Consider the following 20,534-nt stretch of genomic DNA (forward strand, 5'->3'; position numbering starts at 1 on the left):
AGCATCAACTACTGTTATGCTCGGGAAGCGTCCTTGCTGCTGTATATCACAAATTCAGAATTTTTTCAGCCACATTTTCTATGCGTGGCAGATTGGTCGATGCTATGCGATTTTCTTGTTATTTTTCATAAATATAGCGTGTACTAGCTCGAGACGGGCCGCCGCCGGGCTAGGCTGCCGCGGGCCGCTAGTGTGCTAGGCTGGATTAGGATACTAGTGTACTAGACTGAAATCGGTCCAGCCCCCACGCAACCCTTCCCGCCCATGGCTACCGCATCCCGCCGCCAAGACGCTACCCCGTTGAACTGGGGAAGCCTCGAGGATCGCGGCCAGGCTCAACGTTTCCCATCTGCGATCGGCAGATGGGAAAGGAAACGGAAACATCCACGGGACGACCGTTGAACCGGGTACGATGCGCTCCTTTTTCGTTAACGAAAAATTTACATAAGCAGCATGCGGAATAAAGCTTAACTCTGGCTTGTTGCCAAATGCAAGAAGTTTTTTTGATCGTGGCTGGGACGGGTTGCCATCGGGCTGGGGTGCCACCGTCGGCTGTCGGTGCGGCGGTCTTGATCATCCTAGAAAAAGCGGCTGTCACGCCAAGGCGCCAAGCTCGCCAAGGCTTTTCAGTGCGTTATCAGCGTTGCGCGAGTCGCCGGGAGGGTGATCTGGATCGTGGTTCTACCCGATCGTATTGCTTGGCGAGCTTGGCGCCTTGGCGTGAGCAATTCCCGGGTCGTTGGTCCGCGCAGCGGACCCTACGGGCGCGGCGCAAGCCGTAGGGTCCGCTGTGCGGACCAATCGCCTGGCCGAAACGATGATCAAGGCCGGAAAATCTGGCTTGTCTCTGGGCCGGTGTCACGCGCGGCCCCCGTTCAAGCCCGGCACAGTTCGTGGATCGCGATCTCCGGCAGACAGTTGAGTCGGGCCGCGACCACTGAGCTGCCGCAGCCCACCGAGGTGTAGCCGTTCATGTCCCCTTGGGACCAAGGGCCGGCGGCGAGGCGGCGCGGGCAGCGCGCGTCCCAGGTGAGTGCGTAGCCGCCGGGCAGGCAGATCTGGCCGCCGTGGGTGTGACCGCAGAGCATGGCCGCAAAGCCTGCATGGGCCGCATGGCGGTAGACCTCCGGGGTGTGGGAGAGCAGGAGTGAGACGCCGTCTGCCGGGATGTTGGCGGCCGCCTGCTGGAGGTTGTGAACCCGATAGTAGTGTGCGTCGTCGATGCCGGCCAGGTACAGGTGCGCCCCGTCGCGCTCCAGCGCCACCGATTCGTTCAGCAGGACCCGGATCCCCAGGGCCTCCAGCCCCGGTACCATCCGGATGCTGTCGTGGTTGCCGAGTATGGCGTAAAGGGGGCCGTGCAACTCTCTGCAAATGGCGGTCATGCCCGCCAGGGCCGCCAGGTAGGGGCCATAGGTGCGGGCGCGGTAGTCCCCGGTGAAGACGCACAGGTCATAGTTGAGATCATGCACCCGTTCGGTGATGGCGGCCGTGATGCGTGGGTCCATGTCCGCGTGCAGGTCGCTCAGGTGCAGCAGGCGCAGGCCCTCGAATGGCTGCGGCAGGTCGCGCAGGGCCAGGCGGTGGTGGGTGATTCGGATGGCGCTGGTGTTGCCTTGGGCGCGCTCATAGAGGCCCGCCAGCCGCAAGGACGTGCGGATGAATCCGTGGAACGAGTACCAGTTCTCCGGATAGAAAAAGTGCGCGCCCGGGCGGGAGAAGCAGAAGACCTCGTGGTCCTCTTCCAATCCCAGGCGTTGGCGCAGGTGGGTATGGCCAATGCGCTGGGCCAGCGCTTGCAGCTCGGGTGGGGTCTCTGCGTCGCTCGGCCCTGGGGGGCGTCGGGCACCATCTTGCGAAGTCGGGTCGATTCTGGCCATGGGTCCTCAGGCGGCTTGAACACTGAAGGTGGCGCCTCATGCAAGACCCAGGTCCGCGCGGATGACAGTTGGACGCGGGGTAGTCAGGGCGTCGGATGTTACTATAGACGGCCTATGAACACTCTGTTTCCCCTCTTGATCCTGGCGCTGATTGGCTGGTTTTGGCTGGACAGCCTGCGGGTGCGCGAACGCGCGTTGCATCTGTGTCGCAGCGCCTGCGAGCGCCGTGACCTCCAGTTTCTCGACCAGGCCGTGGCCCTGCGGCGTTTGCGTCTGGCGTGGGGTCGCGAGGGCGTCCGGCTGCGTCGGGTCTACCGCTTCGATTTCAGCGAGGAGGGTCTGGGGCGGCGCAGCGGCTATCTGGTGATGCGCGGCATAGGCTTGGAAGAGTTGAGCTTCGGCCTGCCTGATAGTCCCGCAGACACCTAACGAGGATGCCCCCCTATTTGACGATTTTCAACGTGGGGCCGCCACGTCCTTTCCCCTTGCCGGGGCCGGTGCCGTCGCCCTTGGGGCGTTCCGCCGCGCGCAGCGTGGGTACCGCGGTTGGGCCGGGGGGCGCATCGGCGGTGTCGGCGGCGACCGCCGGCTCGTCGGACGGGGGGAAGACCATCCCCTGATGGTTCTCGCGGCTGAAGATGCCGAGGATGGCCTCGCTGGGGAACTCAAGGTTACGGGTCACGCCGCCGAAACGCGCGCTAAAGCGTACCCAATCGTTGTCCATGACCAGCCCATGGACGGCGCTGGGGGCGATATTGAGGACGATCTGACCGTCCTCGGCAAACTCCATCGGCACCCGGGTGCCCGGGTACTGTGTATCCACCAGGACGTGCGGAGTCATCCGGTTGTCCAGAATCCACTCGTAAATGGCGCGCACCAGATAGGGCTTGGTAGAGGTCATGAACCCGTCTTGGTTGTTCATCCGCGACTCCGGGGGCGGCAGTTAGAGGTCAGCGACCAATTCCCGTTCGGCCTCGGTCAGGCTAGCGCGAAAGGCCTCCCAGGCGAAGATCCTGGTCATATAGTTGCGCACTGCCTTGGCCTGTTCCGGTAACTCGATCCCGAGTGCGGGCAGGCGCCATAAGAGCGGCGCGACGCAGCAATCCACCAGCGAGAACTCGTCGCTCATGAAGAACGGGTGGGCGGCAAAGATCGGCGCCGAGGTGATCAGGCTCTCACGCAACGCTTTGCGTGCCTTGGTTTTTTCATCTGCGGTTCCGTTGAAGCCGCGGCCCATCAATTGATACCAGTCGTGCGTGATGCGGTACATGAAGAGCCGCGCATTGGCACGCGAGACCGGGTCGACCGGCAGCAGCGGCGGGTGCGGGAAGCGCTCGTCCAGATACTCCATGATGATGCGCGACTCATAGAGGCGCAGGTCGCGATCGACCAGGGTCGGCACGGTGCCGTAGGGGTTGGCGTCCATGACCTCGTCGGGGAGGTGCTTGGCGTCTACATCCACCACGTCCACCGCGATGCCTTTTTCGGCCAGGACCATCCGGACCCGATGGCAATAAGGACAGAGGGGATCAGAGAATAGGGTCATTACAGCTCGTCTGCTCACGGGCGTCGCCGGCGTTCCATCATTCAGCGCCGAGGCGCGATCCGGCAGCGACCGAAGAACTTAAGGCGCCAACCCATCCAGGTTGCGCAGTGTGGTGTCGGCGGGTGGCTTGCCTCTGCGGCAGCCGCTGCCAAGGGTGACCCTGGCGTGGGCGAGGGGAGGGGGAATGCACGCGCCGTACTTAGAGCGGCAGTATACCGTGTCGGGCCGCGGCCCGAGGGCTTTTTACGGGGGGAACGGCGGGAGACGGCCCCCGGGAACCGGGGGCCGGGCGGGCAAAGTCCGCTAGCAGGCTGTCGGACTTAGTGATGCAACCGATTGAATGCAAAGAGTTTCCTCTTTTGCGCCAAAAAGTCGTTTTCCTGTTTAATCAATCGGTTACGCCATCAAGTCCGACAGGCTGCTAGTGGACGTCCTTCCAGTACTCTTTCTTCATCAGATAGGCGATGACGAAAAAGAAGCCGAGGAACACCAGCACATAGGCGCCGAGGCGCTTGCGCTCCTGTTGGATCGGTTCGCCGACATAGGCCAGGAAGGCGGTGATGTCACGAATCATCGCATCGTACTGCGCCGGCGGCAGGCTGCCGGGCTTGATCGGCTTGACGCCCTCCGCCACCGGGGTCGAGCCCGCGTGGTGTGACATGACGGCCTCCTGATCGCCCCCGAGGTCGCCCAAGACGTTGGGCATGGCCACGTTCGGGAACAGCACGTTGTTGACGCCGTAGGCCCGGGTCGGGTCGAGATAGAAGCTCTTGAGATAGGTGTAGATCCAGTCCGGGGTCCGCCAGCGGGCGACCAGGGTGAGATCGGGCGAGGCGACCCCAAACCACTTCTGGGCATCTGCATCGGTCATGGACCGCTTGATCAGATCGCCCGGCTTGGCGTCGCCGACCAGGAAATACTTGCGCAGGTCGGTGTCGCTGATCCCGATGTCCGCAGCCATGCGGTTATAGCGCATGTACTGGAGCGAATGGCAGCCCGAGCAATAGCTCATATAGTACTTGGCGCCCCGCTGCAGCGACGCCTGGTCGCGCAGGTCGATATTCGACTGTTGCAGTGCCGGCCCGCCGGTGTTGGCGAACCCCAGTACAGGCAGCAGCGCGAGGGCGGCGGTGGCTAACAGCTTTTTCATGCGGTGACCCTCTCCGGAACCGGCTTGACCTTGTCCAAACTGCTGTAGATCGGCATCAGCAGGAAGAACGCGAAATACAGAACGGTGAATATCTGCGACATGACGGTCGCCAGCGCACTCACGGGCATCATACCGAGATAGCCCAGCGCGACGAACGACACCGCGAAGATCCCCAAGGCGATCTTGGACAGCGTGCCCTTGTAACGGATGGACTTGACCGGGCTGCGATCCAGCCAGGGCAGCAGGAACATGATCAGGATCGAGGCGAACATCGCCGCTACACCGGGGAACTGCGAGTCATACATCGGCGGCACGGCGCGCAGGATGGCGTAGAAGGGCGTGAAGTACCACACCGGCGCGATATGCAGCGGGGTCACCATCGGGTTGGCCGGCTGGAAGTTTGCGGCCTCCAGGAAGACGCCGAAAAAGGCCGGGCCGTAGAAGAGGATGATGCTGAAAACGATCAGGAAGCCCGCGACACCAACCGTGTCCTTCACTGAGTAATAGGGGTGGAAGGGGATGCCGTCGCTCGGTGCCTTGTCGCTCCAGCGGTTGCCTTTGGGTCCTTTCTTGATCTCGATGCCGTCGGGGTTGTTGGAGCCGACCGCGTGCAGGGCCACGATATGGATGAAGACCAGGGCCGCCAGGATGAAGGGGACCACAAAGTGGAAGGCGTAGAAGCGGTTGAGGGTCACGTCGGAGATGACATAGTCGCCCCGCACCCAGGTGGAGATGTCAGGGCCATAGCCGGGGATGGCCGCGAACAGGTTCACGATGACCTGGGCGCCCCAGTAGGACATTTGCCCCCACGGCAGCAGGTAGCCGAAGAAGGCGCTGGCCATCATCGCCAGATAGATCACCACGCCGACGATCCACAACAGTTCCCGCGGCTTGCGGTAGGAGCCATAGAGTAGCGCCCGGAACATGTGGAGATAGACGACGATAAAGAAGGCGGAGGCGCCGGTGGAGTGCAGGTAGCGGATCAGCCAGCCCCATTCCACGTCACGCATGATGTACTCGACCGAGGCGAAGGCCTCTGCCGCCGAGGGCTTGTAGCTCATGGCCAGAAACAGCCCGGTCAGGATCTGCATGACCAGGACCAGGATGGCCAGTGAGCCGAAGTAGTACCAAAAATTGAAGTTCTTGGGGGCGTAATACTGGGCGAGATGCTCGTTCCAGACCTTGGTGGCCGGGAAGCGCTGGTCGATCCAGCCCATGAAACCGGTGGTGGTCGTCTCTTCGGCGCTCATTTAGGCAGCTCCTTGATCCTGACCCACTAGAATGGTGGTGTCATTGAGGTACTTGTGGTTCGGGATCACCAGGTTGGTGGGTGCGGGCACGCCCTTGAACACCCGGCCCGCCAAGTCAAACCGGGAGCCGTGGCACGGACAAAAGAACCCGCCCTTCCAGTCCTTGCCGAGATCGTCCGGCGCCATTTCGGGGCGGAAGGTCGGCGAGCAGCCCAGGTGGGTGCAGATGCCGATCGCGACCCAGATCTCGGGCTTGATGGACCGCGTCGGATTCTTGCAGTACTCCGGCTGCTGGGGGACCAGCGAGTTCGGATCGGTCAGCCGCGGGTCCAGGGTTGGCAGGGCGGCCAGCATCTCAGGGGTACGCTTGACGATCCAGATGGGTTTGCCGCGCCACTTGACGCGCAGCAGGGCGCCTGGCTCCAGCTTGCTGATATCGGCCTCGACCGGGGCGCCGGCGGCTCGTGCCTTCGCGCTCGGGTTCATTGATGCGATGAATGGAACGGCCACGAAGCCCGCGCCAACGGCGCCGACTGCTGTGGTCGCGGCGACGAGAACCCGTCGCCTGCTTTGATTTACGCCTGGTGCGCTCATTTCCGACTAACCCCCGGGTGGAGACAGGTGCTGCCGACTCTCCATAAGCCGACATCGCGCGTGTATGTAAGAATATGCGAAATCGCTGTAAAACCGACCGCACATTCTCCGTGATTCGGGCGCCGTAGGTCAAGGCAGAAACCTCAATAACTGCTCTTGCCCGCTGGTTGTTGTCCGGTGGGCATCCCGGGCGGCCGCGGTTGGGCCTGACCGACGGGGTCGGGTCAGGCTGGATTGTCGATTTCCACGTAACTGTGGTCCAGTGCGAACCGCTCCGCCAGGTGACGGCCCAGCGCCTGCACCCCATAGCGTTCGGTCGCGTGGTGGCCGGCGGCGAGATAACAGAGTCCGAGTTCCCGGGCGGTGTGGGTGGTCTGCTCGGAGATCTCGCCGCTGAGGTACGCATCGACCCCCAAGGCCGCGGCCGCCTCGAGATAGCCCTGGCCCCCACCTGTACACCAAGCGATGCGCTCCAGCGGGGTGTCCGAACCCGCCACCAGGGTTGGGGTACGCCCCAGCCGCGTGCCGACGTGCTGGGCCCACAGCGCGGGCGGGGTCGGCTCGCTCAGTCGCCCGGTCCACAGCACCCCATTGGCGAGGCCGGTCGGTTGTGCGTCCAGGACCCCGAGTTGGGCGGCCAAGCGGGCGTTGTTGCCCAGCGTCAGGTGTGCATCCAGGGGCAGGTGGTAGGCGATCAGGCTCGCGCCGCCGCGGATCAGGGTGCGGACGCGCCGCCCCTTCAGTCCGGTGAGACAGGGGTTCTCGCCCTTCCAGAACCACCCATGGTGGACCAGCAGGGCGTCGGCCTGAAGATCCAGTGCGGCCGTGATCAGGGCCAGGCTTGCGGTGACGCCGCTCACCAGCCGCCGGATGGGGCGCTCGCCCTCCACCTGGAGGCCGTTGGGGGCATAGTCGGCGAAATCGGCGGCGGCCAGTAGCTGGTCGCAGTAGGCGGTCAGGGCGTGTGGTTCGATCATCCGAGCCTCTTAGTCGGTCAATTTCCCTGATCGCCGCGCGCTGGCCTTGAGTCCGCGCGGGATGGGACAATGTACTTTGTCAAGTTACGGGGGCGGGTGCGATGTCGGTCCGCCCGAAGGTGCGAAATTCCGGCCTGCCGCCCTCCTGTTCGGAGGCGCTGTGCCTCCACGGGCCAAGGCCAACGTATGCATAATCCAAAATCCCCAATCCTGTTGTTCGCCCTCGTGGGCGCCCTATTGAGCGGCGGCTGCGCCCTGGATCCCGCGATCGGCGAGGTCGCTCCCGAACCCTTGCAACTCGTGCCCGCCTCGTCCAGCGAGATCGACCTAGTCAAGAATACCCCGCCCGTGAAGCCGAACAAGGACCTTCGTTACCAACTTCCCCCGGCGGAGCACCGGGCCTTGACGATCTTTATCGGCTCCCAGAGCTTCGAGTATGTGGAGGGCGATCAGGTCTTCCTGAGCGGGCCGGTTTCCACCGGCACCAAGGAGCACCCGACGCCCACCGGCGACTTTCGCGTGTTGAGCAAAGATATCGATAAGCGATCGGGGAAATATACCAATTATTTCAACGACAATACGCCGATGCCTTACTCGTTGCAGTTCCATGGCCCGTATTTTGTCCATGAGGGCTGGGTCCCCACCCCCACCGTTCCGGATTCGCACGGCTGTATCCGCTTGCGCACCGAGGATGCCCGGTTGTTGTTCGACCGCATCCGGATCGGCGATCGCATCCTGGTCAAAGGGTCGGGGGCCGCCCGGCTCGCCAGCGTCTCGCCGAACCACCCCACGGTGTTCTAGTCCCCGCTCCGAAATCCGGCAATCGCTCACGCCAAGGCGCCAAGCTCGCCAAGAAAGACAATGGGATGCGTTCGGTGTTCAATCACCCCCCGGGTGCGTCGCCGAGCGCCGATAAGGGTTGCAAAACCTTGGCGAGCTTGGCGTCTTGGCGTGACAAAACTGCTTTTTCTACGCTGGTCGATGACCGCGCGCTCTTGGTTTACGCGGCTTGGTCGCCGGTTCCAGGATCATCCCCCGCAGCCGGTATAGGATGTCCAGCGCGGCCTTTGGGGTGAGTTCATCCGGGTCGATCCCGCGCAGCTCGGCGTAGACCGGGTGCTCCGCCGCTGGTTGCGGCGGCGGCGCGACGTCCGCCGCGGGGTCCGGCAGGAACAGCGAGAGCTGCACCGCCCCCTGTTCGGCATGACGGCGGGCGGCGTCCTCCAGCTCCCGCAGGCGCCCGCGGGCGCGGTCGATCACCCCGGGCGGGACCCCGGCCAGGGCGGCGACCGCCAGCCCATAGCTCTGGTTGGCCGGTCCCTCCAACAGTGCGTGCATGAAGACGATGCTGGTGCCGTGCTCCACCGCGTCCAGATGGACATTGGCGATGCCGGGGTATTCGTCCGGCAAGGTCGTCAGCTCGAAATAGTGGGTGGCGAACAGGGTGTAGGCGCGGATGCGGTTGGCTAGTTCCACCGCGGCGGACCAGGCGAGCGAGAGCCCGTCGAAGGTGCTGGTGCCGCGGCCCACCTCGTCCATCAGGACCAGGCTCTGCGCGGTGGCGTTATTCAGGATATTGGCGGTCTCCTCCATCTCCACCATGAAGGTGGAGCGCCCGCCGGCCAGGTCGTCCGCCGCCCCGATGCGCGAGAACACTCGGTCGACCGGCCCCAGGGTGGCGGCGCGGGCCGGGACGAAGCTCCCGGCATAGGCGAGCAGCACGATCAGTGCGCACTGGCGCATATAGGTCGACTTGCCGCCCATGTTGGGTCCGGTGATGACCAGCATGCGGCGGCGGTGGTCGAAGGTGAGTCCATTCGCCACGAACGGGCGGTCGAGCACGCGCTCCACCACCGGGTGGCGGCCGTCGGCGATCTCGATCAGCGGCTCTTGCGTGAACTGGGGGCGCGCCCAGTCCAGGGCCTGCGCCCGTAGCGCCAGATTGACCAGTACGTCGAGTTCGGCGATGGCGGCGGCGCCCAGTTGCAGCGGCCCGAGCGCGTCGCGCAGGGTGGCGAGCAGCCCCTCATAGAGCGCCTTCTCCCGGGCCAGGGCGCGCTCCCGGCTGCCCAGGATCTCGTCCTCGAAGCGCTTGAGTTCGGGCGTGATATAGCGCTCCACGCCCTTGAGGGTCTGGCGGCGCACGAAGTCCGGCGGGACCTGATCGGCGCGCGCCCGGCCAAGCTCGATGTAATAGCCGTGGACGCGGTTGTAGCCGACCTTCAGTGCGGCGATGCCGGTGCGTTCCCGCTCCCGTGTCTCCAGGTCCAGCAGGAACTGGTCCGCGTCGGTCGAGAGTGTCCGCAGTTGATCCAATTCGGCATCGTAGCCCGGGGCGATGACCCCGCCGTCGCGGATCAGCATCGGCGGCTGGGGGAGGATGGCGCGCCCGAGCAGGTCCACCAGGTCCGGGTGCTCGCCGATCTGCGCTTGCAGGTCATTGAGCAGCGGGTCGTCGATGGCCGCCAACCGGGTTCCCAAGTCCGGGCACAGGGCGAATGAGTCGCGCAGGGCCGCCAGATCCCGGGGCCGTGCGGTGTTCAAGGCCACCCGGGCGAGGATGCGCTCCAGGTCGCCGATACCGCTCAGGAGCTCGCGCAGTGGCGTGCCCGCGGCGGTGTCGAGCAGGGCGGCGAGTGCCTGGTGACGCGCGCGCACCGCCGCTTGATCGCGCAGCGGCCGGGCGAGCCAGCGGCGCAGGAGTCGGCTGCCCATGGCGGTGGCGGTGTGGTCCAGCACCCCGGCCAGGGTGTGTTCGGGGTGACCGGACAGGCTCTCGGTGAGCTCCAGGTTGCGGCGGGTGGCCGCGTCGAGGATGACGGCCGCATCCCGGTTCTCCGTGGACAGGCCGCGCAGGTGGGGGAGTGCGGCGCGCTGGGTGTCGCGGACATACTGGAGCAGGCAGCCGGCTGCCCCCACCGCGAGGCGCAGTTGCGCACAGCCGAAGCCGCTGAGGTCGCGGGTACCGAACTGTTCGCACAGCAGCCGCTCGCCGCTGTCCGCATCCAGGTGCCAGGCGGGGCGGCGGGTGAGTCCGCGCTCCAGGCCGAGTGTCGCGGGGAGTCGGCTGTCCTCCGCGAGCAGGGTCTCGGCCGGTCGCAGGCGGGCCAGCTCGCTCCCCAGGGCCTCCTGGGTCCCCAGCTCCAGGACCGTGAAGCGTCCGCTCGACAACTCCAGTGCGGCCAAGCCGTAGCCGCCCTGTTCGTCCTCCGCAATGGCGACCAGCAGGTTGTCCTGGGCCGCATCGAGCAGCGCCTCGTCGGTCAGGGTGCCCGGGGTGACGATCCGCATCACGCGCCGTTCCACCGGCCCTTTGGTCTTGGCCGGGTCCCCGATTTGCTCGCAGATCGCCACCGAGACCCCTTTGCGCACCAGCTTGGCCAGATAGCCCTCGGCGGCGTGATACGGCACCCCGGCCATCGGGATGGGCTGCCCGGCCGAGGCGCCGCGCTTGGTCAGGGTGATGTCCAGCAGGCGCGCCGCCCGCTCCGCGTCCTCAAAAAACAGCTCGTAGAAGTCGCCCATGCGGAAAAAGAGCAGCATCCCCGGGTGCTCGGCCTTGAAGCGCAGATACTGTTGCATTACTGGCGTATGCTGTAGATTATTGTTATTAATTGAAATATTCTCCAATTATCTAACCCGCAGGCGGTTCGTCTGAAAAGATTCGCCCATAGTCGCGCCCGAACACCTACCCGGCGTAGTAAATCGCGATCTTGTTTAACACTTCCTCCCCCAGTCGGCTAGTGAAATGTTGACGGCGACGCACACAAGACGGCTGTTTTCTTGGCTGTAGCCTAAAGCTCGGCCGGTTACCGCGCCCTGTTCCCTGCCTCGCAAGTATCTGACCGTCATCGCCGCAGTGGTATGCCCGGCCAAGTGCCGGGCGTCGCGGCCCTGGCGCTTGGCGGGTAGGTCGTCGAGGTGGGCATCGGCGATTCCGGCCTGGTCGCGCACGTCGAAGCGCGCATGCCGAAATAGGAGCGGGTGCGGCCGTTGCGCTGGCCCAGGACGCAGAGCTTGCGGTTGCTGTGCAGGGCGCGCGGGTCGCCTGGGGACCGCGCTCGGGCAGGCCTGCCTGGACGCGGCCGAGCTGACCGCCGCCCTGGGCGGGCCGATCGCCGGCACCAGGGCACTGCCCTGCCAAATGACAGCATCCCGGCTGGGCTGGCCAATGTCGGCTATGGAACCGGGCGGGCGCTCAAGTAGGCGCTCGACCCCCTCGTCATCCCGGCCGCCGTGGCGATCGGCGGCATGGGCGCCGTGGCGGCCCTCGGCGGGCTGGCCGGCGGGGTGCAGAATACGTCGACGCAATATCTCGGCAACCGGGGAGTGAAACCAAATGGCGTACTCAAGAACGCGACAGCAGGAGCCTTTGGCGCCATGGCAGGAGATGGCGTGGTTCATAATCTTGGTAGTGACACTGTGGGGGAGTTGGTGGGTCGTCGCGGTGCTGGCATTTACGCAAGTAGTGGAATCGAGGCGTTTGCGCAGGATCAAGAGCGAGCGGATGGAGATGTTGTCTATGACCCCCGTCATCCGCAGCGACTCGCCGACGGTGGACCCGTAACCTATGACGACTGGCACCAGGCCGCGGCCAAGCCGGCGCCCCCCGCACCGCTCGCCCCCGGCGCCATCTTCGAGCGCATCGCCCCCGACGGCGCTGGCGAGCGCGTCGTCATCGACCGGCTCAACCCGAGCGACGACCCGCAGCAGGACGACCGGATCTTGCGGGGTGGTGCGGGCGCCATGGCCGTTACCGCGACGCAGTCGCCCCCGACCCCGTGGGAGCGGCTTCCAGGCGCGACGACACCGCCCCGACGTCCAACGCACCCTTCGGCCCCCATGCCACCCTGGAGGAAACCGCCGCCAAGGCCCGCGCCCTGACCGACCAAGAGGCCAGGGCGCAGGCCGCGCGCATGACCATCGACCCCGCGAAGGACGACATCCTCACCGCCATCGCCAAACTAGGCGGGATCAGCCGCACCATGGCGCGGGCGCGCAAGGCGCGCGCCAAGAGGCCGAGCGCGCGGCCCAGGAGGCGGCCGCTGCCGCCTCTGCCGTGCGTGCCGCCTGGGACGCCATGCAGGCCCCGCAGCGCCAAGTCCGTAGCTCGGGTTAGCGAAGCGTAACCCGACGGGCACCTAGAGCAGCTTGACCAAGGCCGCGATGACGGCCGCCTGAGCCAGCATCAGGCCCGCGACCCACTTGATCATATCCACCTTGGATTCGTTGATCGTGCTCTTGAGCCGATACTCCAGCTCGCTCAGGTCGCCTTTGGTGGACAGTTCGGCGTTGCTCTGGGCCACCCTGAAGGCTTCGGCGATGGCTTCGGCCTGGTTCTCGGGGATGCCGGACGCCTGGATGGTTCGCACGAAGAGATGGGTATCGAAGGTCACTGTGGTCATGATGAAATCCTCTGAGCCTTGACCGGAGTATAGGGTCTTGCCCGTTTGCTGCAAAACGCCCGGCGCCCTGAACCGTGAGCGTGTCGAACGGTCGACGGGCGTCCGGTCCTCAGTCATCCCGCGAAATCACCTGCCGCTTCTTCACCATCACCACCGCGGCGGACTTCGGCGCCGCCGCCGGTTTCGCCGCAGGTTCTCCAGCGCCACCGCGCCCCGCGCCGCCCGATCGATGGCGGCCTGCGCCGCCATGCGGCGCGGTGAGTTCAGAGCAGCATGATCAGTGTTGCCACGGCGGCCACCGCCGCTATCATCATGGCCCCGAGCTTGATGGTCAGGCGGTAGTCCAGTTCGCGGATCTCTGACTTGAGTACCGGTTCCAACGCCACGCGACGGGCTATCGTCGCGGTGCGGCCTGACGCGTCGTCGGCGTCGTCAGCGCACCGGCGCGCGACAGGACCTCTTGGGGGTCCACCTGACCTGAATAGCGATAGGGTAGGGTGAGTAGCCCGTCGGCGATGGTCGCCGTCCCCGTCAGGGTCCAATCCAGGGGTGTCTGCTTGGTGGCCAGGGCGGGTAGCATCTGGGTCACGCCAAGCAGGCTGCCAATCACCTCCACGTCGACCGACGCATCGCCCAAGGCGGGGATCTGACGGTCCAGCGCGCTCGCGCCCTGCGCCAGCTCCTGCCCTTCCAGTTTCAGCTTGTAGGTCATGGCCTTGATCGGCAGGGTCCGGTCGTTGGGGTTATGCACTGCCAGCGTTGCCACAAAGACCTGGCGTGCCAGGGTCAATTCCTTGAGCCGCAGCCCGGTCAGGCTCACCTCCGGTGCCTTCCAAGGCTGGGTCAGGGTGGCGCAGCCGGTGAGCAGCGCGGCGCACAGGAGTGCGAGGGCAAGGGCGGATCGTTGCATGGTCGGTCACTCCTCAGGCCAGAAAAATACGTTCCAGGGCGCCCCTGGACACATTCCCGCGCCGGTCTTGCGCTTCGATGAAATAACGCACATCGCCAGCACCGATCGGCAGGTCGGCGGTGAAATAGTCCGCCGTCACCGCGGCCCCGGTCTCGCAGGGATAGGGGCCGTGGTTGTGCATGGTCAAGCGCTGTTCCCCGGTGGCGGTGCGTAGCACCAGTTCGACCCGTGACAGCCCGCAGACATCGGCGACGAAGGCGTGGGCGACGCCTTGGCGCGGCGCATCGCGCAGACACCCCTGGCCCCAGCGCTGGCCGCCCGGATTCTCCGGGGTCACCCACGGCGGAAAGATCGTCGGACCCTGGCGGTCGTGGCCGGTCGCCACCAGCGTATCGAGCGCCGGCTTGAGCAGGCCAAGTCCCAGATTGGCGGCGTTGGTCACCTGCTGGTCCCAACCGTGTTGGCCGGTCCAATACCAGTAACAGCTCGTCTCGGCGGTCAACAGCAGGCGGATGGCGGCGGGGAGGTCCGGATGATCGGGCGCGCTCGCTTCCAGCGTATGCACGGCATTCTGGAAGGCGGTGAGCACCGCCCACGAATTCAAATCGGGCGAGTAAGGCCGATCATAACGGCTGAACCACTTCATGAATTGCGGGTCGCCGTTGTCGGCCCCGGCCCAGGAGCCCGGCTCGATATGGGACACCTGGGTGAGGTCGGGCGGGAAGCGTTGCAGATAATCCTCCACCGTGGTCAGCTCAAAGCGGGTGTCCTGCTGGAGCCATTCGACCAGCCGCGCGGTGTTGTGCCCGTAGTAGCTGTCGGCCCCGCCACCATGATTGTCGCCGTCCGAATGCAGCACGAAAAACGGCGGATGCGCCGGATCGAAGCTGCCGGTGCTGACGATCCGGTCATAGACCTGACCCAGCACATCCGGATATTGCAATGCACCGAAGCCGCCGCGCGCGTCCTCGTTGCCAATATAGCGCTCGGCTGGGACGGCGATGATCTTATGGAGCGTGCCGTCCGGGTCCTCATAGCCTACATATTCCGGCCGCAGCAGGCGTGGTGAAATCTTCGATCCGGCCCAGATATTGGTCAATTGCAACCAATCATCCACTGGCGGGTTGGCCTGCTCGGCGGCATTCGGCGGCAACATGCCCTCATTGATGCCGGCATAGGGGTAGTCGCGACAGGCGCGGAAGCGGTGGATCGAGTCATAGATCAACGCCGTTACGCCAGCCTCGACTAGGGCCGGGATCATGCGTACATGGAAGGCGGTCTCAGGCGGAAACAACACGCGCGACGCCTCGATGCCGAAGGTCTGTTTGATCAGGTCGCGGTGCGAGGCGATCTGGCGCACGATGTCTTGCGCCGGGATCAGCGGCATCAGCGGGTGAAAGAAGCCGAACGCGGAAAAGGCGATGCGCGGGTTATCCAGTTGGGTCTTGGCCGCGGCCAGTTGGCGCAGCGCCGCGTTCCAGCCCGCGAAGCGGCCGCCGCACAGCCCCTCGGCGCCGCAGCGATCCAGTTGTTCGATCAGTGAGCCGCTCCAACTCGTCGACAGCCCGGCATGCGGCAGTGCGCCCTCCATGTATTGCCGCACCGCGGTGGGAATGAAATCCGTATAGTTGCCGCCGCGCGAACCGAAGATACCGTCCTTCTCACCGTCCCAATAGTTGCGGTCGGTGGTGTTGTAATAAGGCTGGTGCATGTGTTTGTGGATGCCGAAGTAGAGCTTTACCTCGGCCCCGCCGGACACCGCCGGACGAATTTCCGCCCTGGGTTGCGGCGGACGGATCAGACGCAACTCCCGGTGTTCCTTGACCCAGTCTTCACCCCGCGCATGCGTAAGGTCGGCCTGGCGACAGCCCTCGACCTGGACGCTGACGCGCTCGCCTTGGAGCGTCCCCGCCGGCACCGCGGCGACATAGTCCTTGTCCTGGCTGGATCGGATGGCATCGCCATTAAGCAGTATTTGTTTCCCGTGTGCATGCAAGATCACCTGGGGAAACGGAATCTCTCCGTCCGCGGTGAAATTGACATCAAACGCGGGCTGGGTGCCGTCGGCCTCGCAGTGAATTTCTTCCGGGCAGTCAATCAGGAGAAAGCGCGTAAAGATTCCCATCAATTGCTCCAGGTCAAAGTCGATTGGTCAACGTAAATCACAAGCGCGTCGGCGCTGAGGTTGGGCAAGTATTCTACGGAGCGGTTTCCCGTAGCCTGGATGGAGCGCAGCGGAATCCAGGGTTCTGCGTTCACCGCACACAATCCACATAATACCGCACATGCCCGTTGAGCCCTTCCTTGACCAAGCCATGAATATCGGTCTCGAAGCCCGGGAACTTTTCGTTGAAGGCGCGGGCAAACTTGAGATAGCGCACGATGGTGGCATTGAACCGCTCGCCGGGGATCAGCAGCGGGATGCCGGGCGGGTAGGGGGTGAGCAGGATGGCGGTGATACGGCCTTCCAGATGGTCGATCTCCACCCGCTCGATCTCGCGGTGGGCCATGCGCGCAAAGGCGTCGGCCGGGCGCATGGCCGGCGCCATCTCAGAGGTATACATCTCGGTGGTGAGTCGAGGGATGTCGTGTTCCTGATAGACCGCGTGGATCTGGTCGCACAAGTTCTTTAGGCCAATGCGCTCATAGCGCGGCTGCTTGGCGACAAAGTCGGGCAAGACGCGCCACAGCGGACGATTGTGATCATAGTCGTCCTTGAATTGCTGGAGCTCGGTGACCATGGTATTCCAGCGGCCCTTGGTGATGCCGATGGTGAACATGATGAAGAACGAATAGAGCCCGGTCTTCTCCACGATGATGCCGTGCTCGACCAGATAGCGGGTGACGATGGCGGCCGGGATGCCCCAGTCGGCGACATTGCCGTCCACGTCCACCCCGGGGGTGATCACGGTCGCCTTGATGGGGTCGAGCATATTGAAGCCGGGGGCCAGGTCGCCGAACCCGTGCCAGCGCTCGCCGGCGCGCAGGATCCAGTCCTCGCGCTCGCCGATGCCTTCCTCTGCCAGCTCATCCGGGCCCCAGACCTTGAACCACCAGGACTCTTCCAACTCCGCGTCGACCTTGCGCATGGCGCGGCGGAAGTCGAGCGCCTCCAGGATCGACTCCTCCACCAGGGCCGGCCCGCCGGGCGGTTCCATCATGGCGGCCGCCACGTCGCACGAGGCGATGATGGCATATTGGGGGCTGGTGGACATGTGCATGAGGAAGGCCTCATTGAACACGTCGCGGTCGAGTTTGTTGTTGTCGCTCTCCTGCACCAGGATCTGCGACGCCTGCGACAGCCCCGCCAGGAGCTTGTGGGTGGACTGGGTGGAGAAGATCATCGAGTCCACGCAGGGGGCTCGGCCCTCGCCGATGGCGTGATAATCGCCGTAAAAATCATGGAAGGCGGCGTGCGGCAGCCAGGCCTCGTCGAAATGCAGGGTGTCGATGTGCCCGTCGAGCATCTCCTTGATGGTCTCGACGTTGTAGCTGACCCCGTCATAGGTGCTCTGGGTGATGGTGAGGATGCGCGGGCGGCTGCCGGTCGTGGCGAAGGGGTTGGCGGCGATCTTGCGCTCGATATTCTCCCAACTGAACTCGGACAGCGGGATGGGGCCGATGATCCCGTAATGGTTGCGCGTCGGCATCAGGAAGACCGGGATGGCCCCGGTGATGGTGATGGCGTGCAGGATCGACTTGTGACAGTTGCGGTCTACCACCACCACATCGCCCGGGGCCACGGTGGAGTGCCAGACGATCTTGTTGGAGGTCGAGGTCCCGTTGGTGACAAAGAACAGGTGATCGGCGTGGAAGATGCGCGCCGCGTTGCGCTCCGAGGCCGCGACGGGGCCGGTGTGATCGAGCAACTGCCCCAGCTCCTCCACCGCGTTGCACACGTCGGCGCGCAGCATGTTCTCGCCGAAGAACTGGTGGAACATCTGCCCGACCGGACTCTTGAGGAAGGCCACACCGCCCGAGTGTCCGGGGCAGTGCCAGGAGTAGGAGCTGTCCGCCGCGTAGTGGGTGAGTGCGCGGAAGAATGGCGGGGCGAGCGAATCCAGATAGTTACGCGCCTCCCGCACGATATAACGGGCCACGAACTCCGGCGTATCCTCAAACATGTGGATGAAGCCGTGCAGCTCGCGCAGCACATCGTTGGGGATGTGGCGCGAGGTGCGGGTCTCACCATAGAGGAAGATGGGGATGTCCGAGTTGCGGAAGCGGATCTCCTGCACGAAGGCGCGCAACTGGGCGATGGCCTCCGCCGTCTCCTCGGGGGAGGAGAACTGCTCGTCGTCGATGGACAGGATAAAGGCGGAGGCGCGCGACTGCTGCTGGGCGAAGGAGGCCACGTCGCCGAAGCTGGTGACGCCGAGCGCCTCGATGCCCTCCCCCTCGATCGCCTTGGCCAGCACCCGCACCCCGGTGCCGCTGGCGTTCTCGGAGCGGAAGTCCTCGTCGACGATGACCACGGGGAAACGGAAGTACATGGGTGACCTTCTGGGGGCGGGGTGAAAAACGCGGCAGTATAGGCCTAAGGGGCAGGCGGTGCGTTACCGTGTGAAGTCGTCGTGCGGTGCGGGCGGCTTCGGGACCGTTGCGCGCTTCACAAGCTGCCGCCTGAGGGGCGTGACTTCAGCCCGATCCCGCCCCTGACGCAGCGCTGCCGACGCAATCGTCCGTCGGCGTGCATCCCGCCCGCCCGATGGGGTATCCTTCGGGCCTACCAAGGAGAACAGTCACAGCAGGCATGAAGCCCGCTTGGAGGGCCGCAAGAAGGCATTGCAGGCGATGCGCCACGTCCGTCGTGCTGGGCGTCGCTTTGATTGTCCCAGTGGGTTTCTGCGTACCCTGCGCCGCGAGGTTATAGAGTGACCCGGCCGCAGCCTTGCGATTCCATCATTCACAGCATCGAATAACCCGGAGAAATATCTGTGAGTATCGACATCAAGAATGCAATTACTTCGGCTCGGGAACATGCCCGTGCGCTATTTGACCAGGAATCGCTGGAGAATCTGGCGCTCGAAGAGGTCGTGTTTGATGACACGAGCAATCAATGGCTCGTGACCCTTGGGTATGATTCGCCGCACAAGCTCAGAAGAAGAACAAACGGACCTGGCCTTTTCCCAACGGTTGAAGAAGAAACCCTTCGGGAATACAAAGTGTTCCGGATCGATCCTGACGATGGCCATCTGATCTCCATCAGCATAAGGGGTCTTTGATGTGCGCCATCATCACCTTGCATCACCACTGAAAGGCATTCTGATCGATGCGAATCTACTGATTGTCTACATCGTTGGCATGCTTGGCCGAGGCGAGGTCGAAAAATTCAAGAGAACAAAGGCTTTCACTACCGATGATGTCCAGGGTATCGACGATCTGGTCAGACAGTTCGGATGGACCTGCACGACGCCGCATGTGATTGCCGAAGTTTCAAACCTGTTGGATTGGCTCGATCCCAAGAAGAGGCAACAAGCAAAGCAATTGCTGGCTCAAGCCGCCTTGACGACTCTCAGTGAGATTTTCATGCTTTCGAAGGAGATCGTTGCAACGCCAGTGTATTTCAAGTTAGGAGTCACCGATGCCGGACTGTTCCTTACGGCGCGAGAACAACGATTGGTCCTCGTCACGGCTGATCTTCCGCTTTATCACTATGCTTCCGAACTCAAAGTGGAAGCAATCAACTTCAATCATATCCGAGAGCAGTGGCTGAGTTGCTGATCCATCTTGCGCGATCAGCTCATTGAGGCGAAAAATCGGTCGGGATTCGAGCCCGAGTGCTGGTAGTCTTGCCTAAATCGACCTATCCACCCACCCATCCAACGTTTGTGAGATCGCACCCATGGCCGGCAGCAGCCTACTCGCACTGATCGACGACATCGCCTCGGTCCTCGACGACATCTCGCTCATGACCAAGGTGGCGGCCAAGAACACGGTCGGCGCACTGGGTGACGACCTGGCGCTCAACGCCCAGCAGGTGGCTGGGGTGCGGGCGGAGCGCGAACTGCCGGTGGTGTGGGCGGTGGCCAAGGGGTCGCTAGTCAACAAGGCGATCCTGGTGCCGGGGGCGCTCGGGATCAGCGCGGTGGCGCCTTGGGCCATCGTGCCGTTGCTGATGGTGGGCGGCGCCTATCTGAGCTTCGAGGCGTTCGAGAAGCTGGCCCACCACTGGCTGGCGGCCAAGGGCGAGGACGCGGCCCACCAGGCGGAGCTGGCGCAGGCACTGCAAGACCCCAATGCCGACCTTGCCGCCCTGGAGCGTGACAAGATCAAGGGCGCGGTGCGCACCGACTTCATCCTCTCCGCCGAGATCATCGTCATCGCCCTGGCAACGGTGGCGGCCGCGCCCTTTGCCGAGCAGGTCGCGGTGCTGGCGGCGATTGCGCTGCTCATGACCATCGGCGTCTATGGTCTGGTGGCGGGGATCGTGAAGTTGGACGATGCCGGGCTCTACCTCAGCCGGGTGGCCGGGGCGGGGGCCTGGGCGGACGCGGTGCGCGGTCTGGGCCGGCTCCTGGTCGCCGCCGCCCCCCGGCTGATGCAGACCCTCTCGGTCGTCGGCACCGCCGCCATGTTCCTGGTCGGCGGCGGCATCATTCGTCACGGTGTCCCCGCCATCCACCATCTGGTCGAATGGGCCACTCAGCTGGCCGGGGGCGTGGCGGGCGTGGGTGCGGTCCTGGCGTTCCTGGCGCCGCTCTTGCTGGATGCCCTGGTGGGCATCCTGACCGGCGCCCTGGTGCTCGCGGTGGTGGTGCCGACCACCAAACTGTGGGGGCTGCTCCGGCGCCGGGCCTGAGGCCGTGGCGCGTGGTGATC

The 20,534-nt window shown here is 64.4% G+C and carries 19 protein-coding genes; 6 read left to right on the top strand and 13 right to left on the bottom strand.

What is annotated here, in order from left to right; genetic code table 11:
* Positions 1-875: 875 nt before the first annotated feature.
* Complete coding sequence (locus tag QZX93_RS01390) at positions 876-1,880, bottom strand: metallophosphoesterase (protein WP_295389998.1); 1,005 nt, start codon at positions 1,878-1,880, stop codon at positions 876-878.
* Positions 1,881-1,994: 114 nt separating this feature from the next.
* On the opposite strand from QZX93_RS01390, the gene QZX93_RS01395 reads away from it, so the two are divergent.
* A complete protein-coding gene (locus tag QZX93_RS01395) occupies positions 1,995-2,309 on the top strand; it encodes a DUF3301 domain-containing protein (protein WP_295389999.1) in 315 nt (104 codons plus the stop codon).
* Between the two features lie 13 nt (positions 2,310-2,322).
* Here QZX93_RS01395 and QZX93_RS01400 read toward each other — a convergent pair whose 3' ends face one another.
* From QZX93_RS01400 to QZX93_RS01425, 6 genes are all read right to left on the bottom strand, one after another.
* Complete coding sequence (locus tag QZX93_RS01400) at positions 2,323-2,802, bottom strand: ClpXP protease specificity-enhancing factor (RefSeq protein WP_295390001.1); 480 nt, start codon at positions 2,800-2,802, stop codon at positions 2,323-2,325.
* A 21-nt stretch (positions 2,803-2,823) separates the two neighbouring features.
* Positions 2,824-3,426: a glutathione S-transferase N-terminal domain-containing protein gene (locus QZX93_RS01405; protein WP_295390003.1), complete on the bottom strand. Its 603-nt coding sequence runs from the start codon at positions 3,424-3,426 to the stop codon at positions 2,824-2,826.
* 421 nt (positions 3,427-3,847) lie between these two features.
* Complete coding sequence (locus QZX93_RS01410; RefSeq protein ID WP_295390004.1) at positions 3,848-4,576, bottom strand: cytochrome c1; 729 nt, start codon at positions 4,574-4,576, stop codon at positions 3,848-3,850.
* A complete protein-coding gene (locus tag QZX93_RS01415; RefSeq protein WP_295390006.1) occupies positions 4,573-5,826 on the bottom strand; it encodes a cytochrome b N-terminal domain-containing protein in 1,254 nt (417 codons plus the stop codon). The genes QZX93_RS01410 and QZX93_RS01415 overlap by 4 nt, the downstream gene beginning before the upstream one ends.
* Positions 5,827-6,420, bottom strand: coding sequence for a ubiquinol-cytochrome c reductase iron-sulfur subunit (gene petA, locus QZX93_RS01420; protein WP_295390008.1), 594 nt, complete (start codon positions 6,418-6,420; stop codon positions 5,827-5,829). It abuts the gene before it with no gap.
* Between the two features lie 224 nt (positions 6,421-6,644).
* Positions 6,645-7,397 carry a Nif3-like dinuclear metal center hexameric protein gene (locus QZX93_RS01425; protein WP_295390010.1) on the bottom strand — a complete coding sequence of 251 codons (753 nt, stop codon included), beginning with the start codon at positions 7,395-7,397 and terminating at the stop codon, positions 6,645-6,647.
* 186 nt (positions 7,398-7,583) lie between these two features.
* On the opposite strand from QZX93_RS01425, the gene QZX93_RS01430 reads away from it, so the two are divergent.
* Positions 7,584-8,198: a L,D-transpeptidase gene (locus QZX93_RS01430; RefSeq protein ID WP_295390012.1), complete on the top strand. Its 615-nt coding sequence runs from the start codon at positions 7,584-7,586 to the stop codon at positions 8,196-8,198.
* A gap of 168 nt (positions 8,199-8,366) precedes the next feature.
* Here QZX93_RS01430 and mutS read toward each other — a convergent pair whose 3' ends face one another.
* The gene (mutS, locus tag QZX93_RS01435) at positions 8,367-10,979 is read right to left on the bottom strand and encodes a DNA mismatch repair protein MutS (RefSeq protein ID WP_295390014.1); all 2,613 of its coding nucleotides are present in this window, start codon (positions 10,977-10,979) and stop codon (positions 8,367-8,369) included.
* A gap of 813 nt (positions 10,980-11,792) precedes the next feature.
* Here mutS and QZX93_RS01440 point away from each other — a divergent pair.
* Positions 11,793-12,281, top strand: a complete 489-nt coding sequence (locus QZX93_RS01440; RefSeq protein ID WP_295390016.1) for a hypothetical protein — start codon at positions 11,793-11,795, stop codon at positions 12,279-12,281.
* 257 nt (positions 12,282-12,538) lie between these two features.
* Here the strand turns inward: QZX93_RS01440 and QZX93_RS01445 are convergent, their stop codons facing one another.
* The 5 genes from QZX93_RS01445 to QZX93_RS01465 form a co-directional block, all read right to left on the bottom strand.
* Positions 12,539-12,802 (bottom strand): DUF1640 domain-containing protein, encoded by a 264-nt coding sequence (locus QZX93_RS01445; RefSeq protein ID WP_295390018.1) that lies wholly within the window; start codon positions 12,800-12,802, stop codon positions 12,539-12,541.
* A gap of 263 nt (positions 12,803-13,065) precedes the next feature.
* Positions 13,066-13,188 carry a hypothetical protein gene (locus QZX93_RS01450; protein ID WP_295390019.1) on the bottom strand — a complete coding sequence of 41 codons (123 nt, stop codon included), beginning with the start codon at positions 13,186-13,188 and terminating at the stop codon, positions 13,066-13,068.
* A gap of 8 nt (positions 13,189-13,196) precedes the next feature.
* The gene (locus tag QZX93_RS01455; protein WP_295390021.1) at positions 13,197-13,712 is read right to left on the bottom strand and encodes an LEA type 2 family protein; all 516 of its coding nucleotides are present in this window, start codon (positions 13,710-13,712) and stop codon (positions 13,197-13,199) included.
* Positions 13,713-13,725: 13 nt separating this feature from the next.
* A complete protein-coding gene (locus QZX93_RS01460; protein ID WP_295390023.1) occupies positions 13,726-15,837 on the bottom strand; it encodes a glycosyl hydrolase family 57 in 2,112 nt (703 codons plus the stop codon).
* 130 nt (positions 15,838-15,967) lie between these two features.
* Positions 15,968-18,205 carry an arginine/lysine/ornithine decarboxylase gene (locus QZX93_RS01465; RefSeq protein WP_295390025.1) on the bottom strand — a complete coding sequence of 746 codons (2,238 nt, stop codon included), beginning with the start codon at positions 18,203-18,205 and terminating at the stop codon, positions 15,968-15,970.
* Positions 18,206-18,649: 444 nt separating this feature from the next.
* Here QZX93_RS01465 and QZX93_RS01470 point away from each other — a divergent pair, with 444 nt between their 5' ends.
* The 3 genes from QZX93_RS01470 to QZX93_RS01480 all read left to right on the top strand — a co-directional run bounded on the left by QZX93_RS01470 (position 18,650) and on the right by QZX93_RS01480 (position 20,514).
* Positions 18,650-18,937 carry a hypothetical protein gene (locus tag QZX93_RS01470; protein WP_295390027.1) on the top strand — a complete coding sequence of 96 codons (288 nt, stop codon included), beginning with the start codon at positions 18,650-18,652 and terminating at the stop codon, positions 18,935-18,937.
* A 1-nt stretch (position 18,938) separates the two neighbouring features.
* Entirely contained in the window at positions 18,939-19,436 is a 498-nt protein-coding gene (locus QZX93_RS01475) for a PIN domain-containing protein (protein WP_295390029.1), read from the top strand.
* Between the two features lie 121 nt (positions 19,437-19,557).
* Complete coding sequence (locus QZX93_RS01480) at positions 19,558-20,514, top strand: DUF808 domain-containing protein (RefSeq protein WP_295390031.1); 957 nt, start codon at positions 19,558-19,560, stop codon at positions 20,512-20,514.
* Positions 20,515-20,534 lie beyond the last annotated feature (20 nt).

It is taken from the genome of uncultured Thiodictyon sp. (genome assembly GCF_903946935.1).
Taxonomy (GTDB): Bacteria; Pseudomonadota; Gammaproteobacteria; order Chromatiales; family Chromatiaceae; genus Thiodictyon.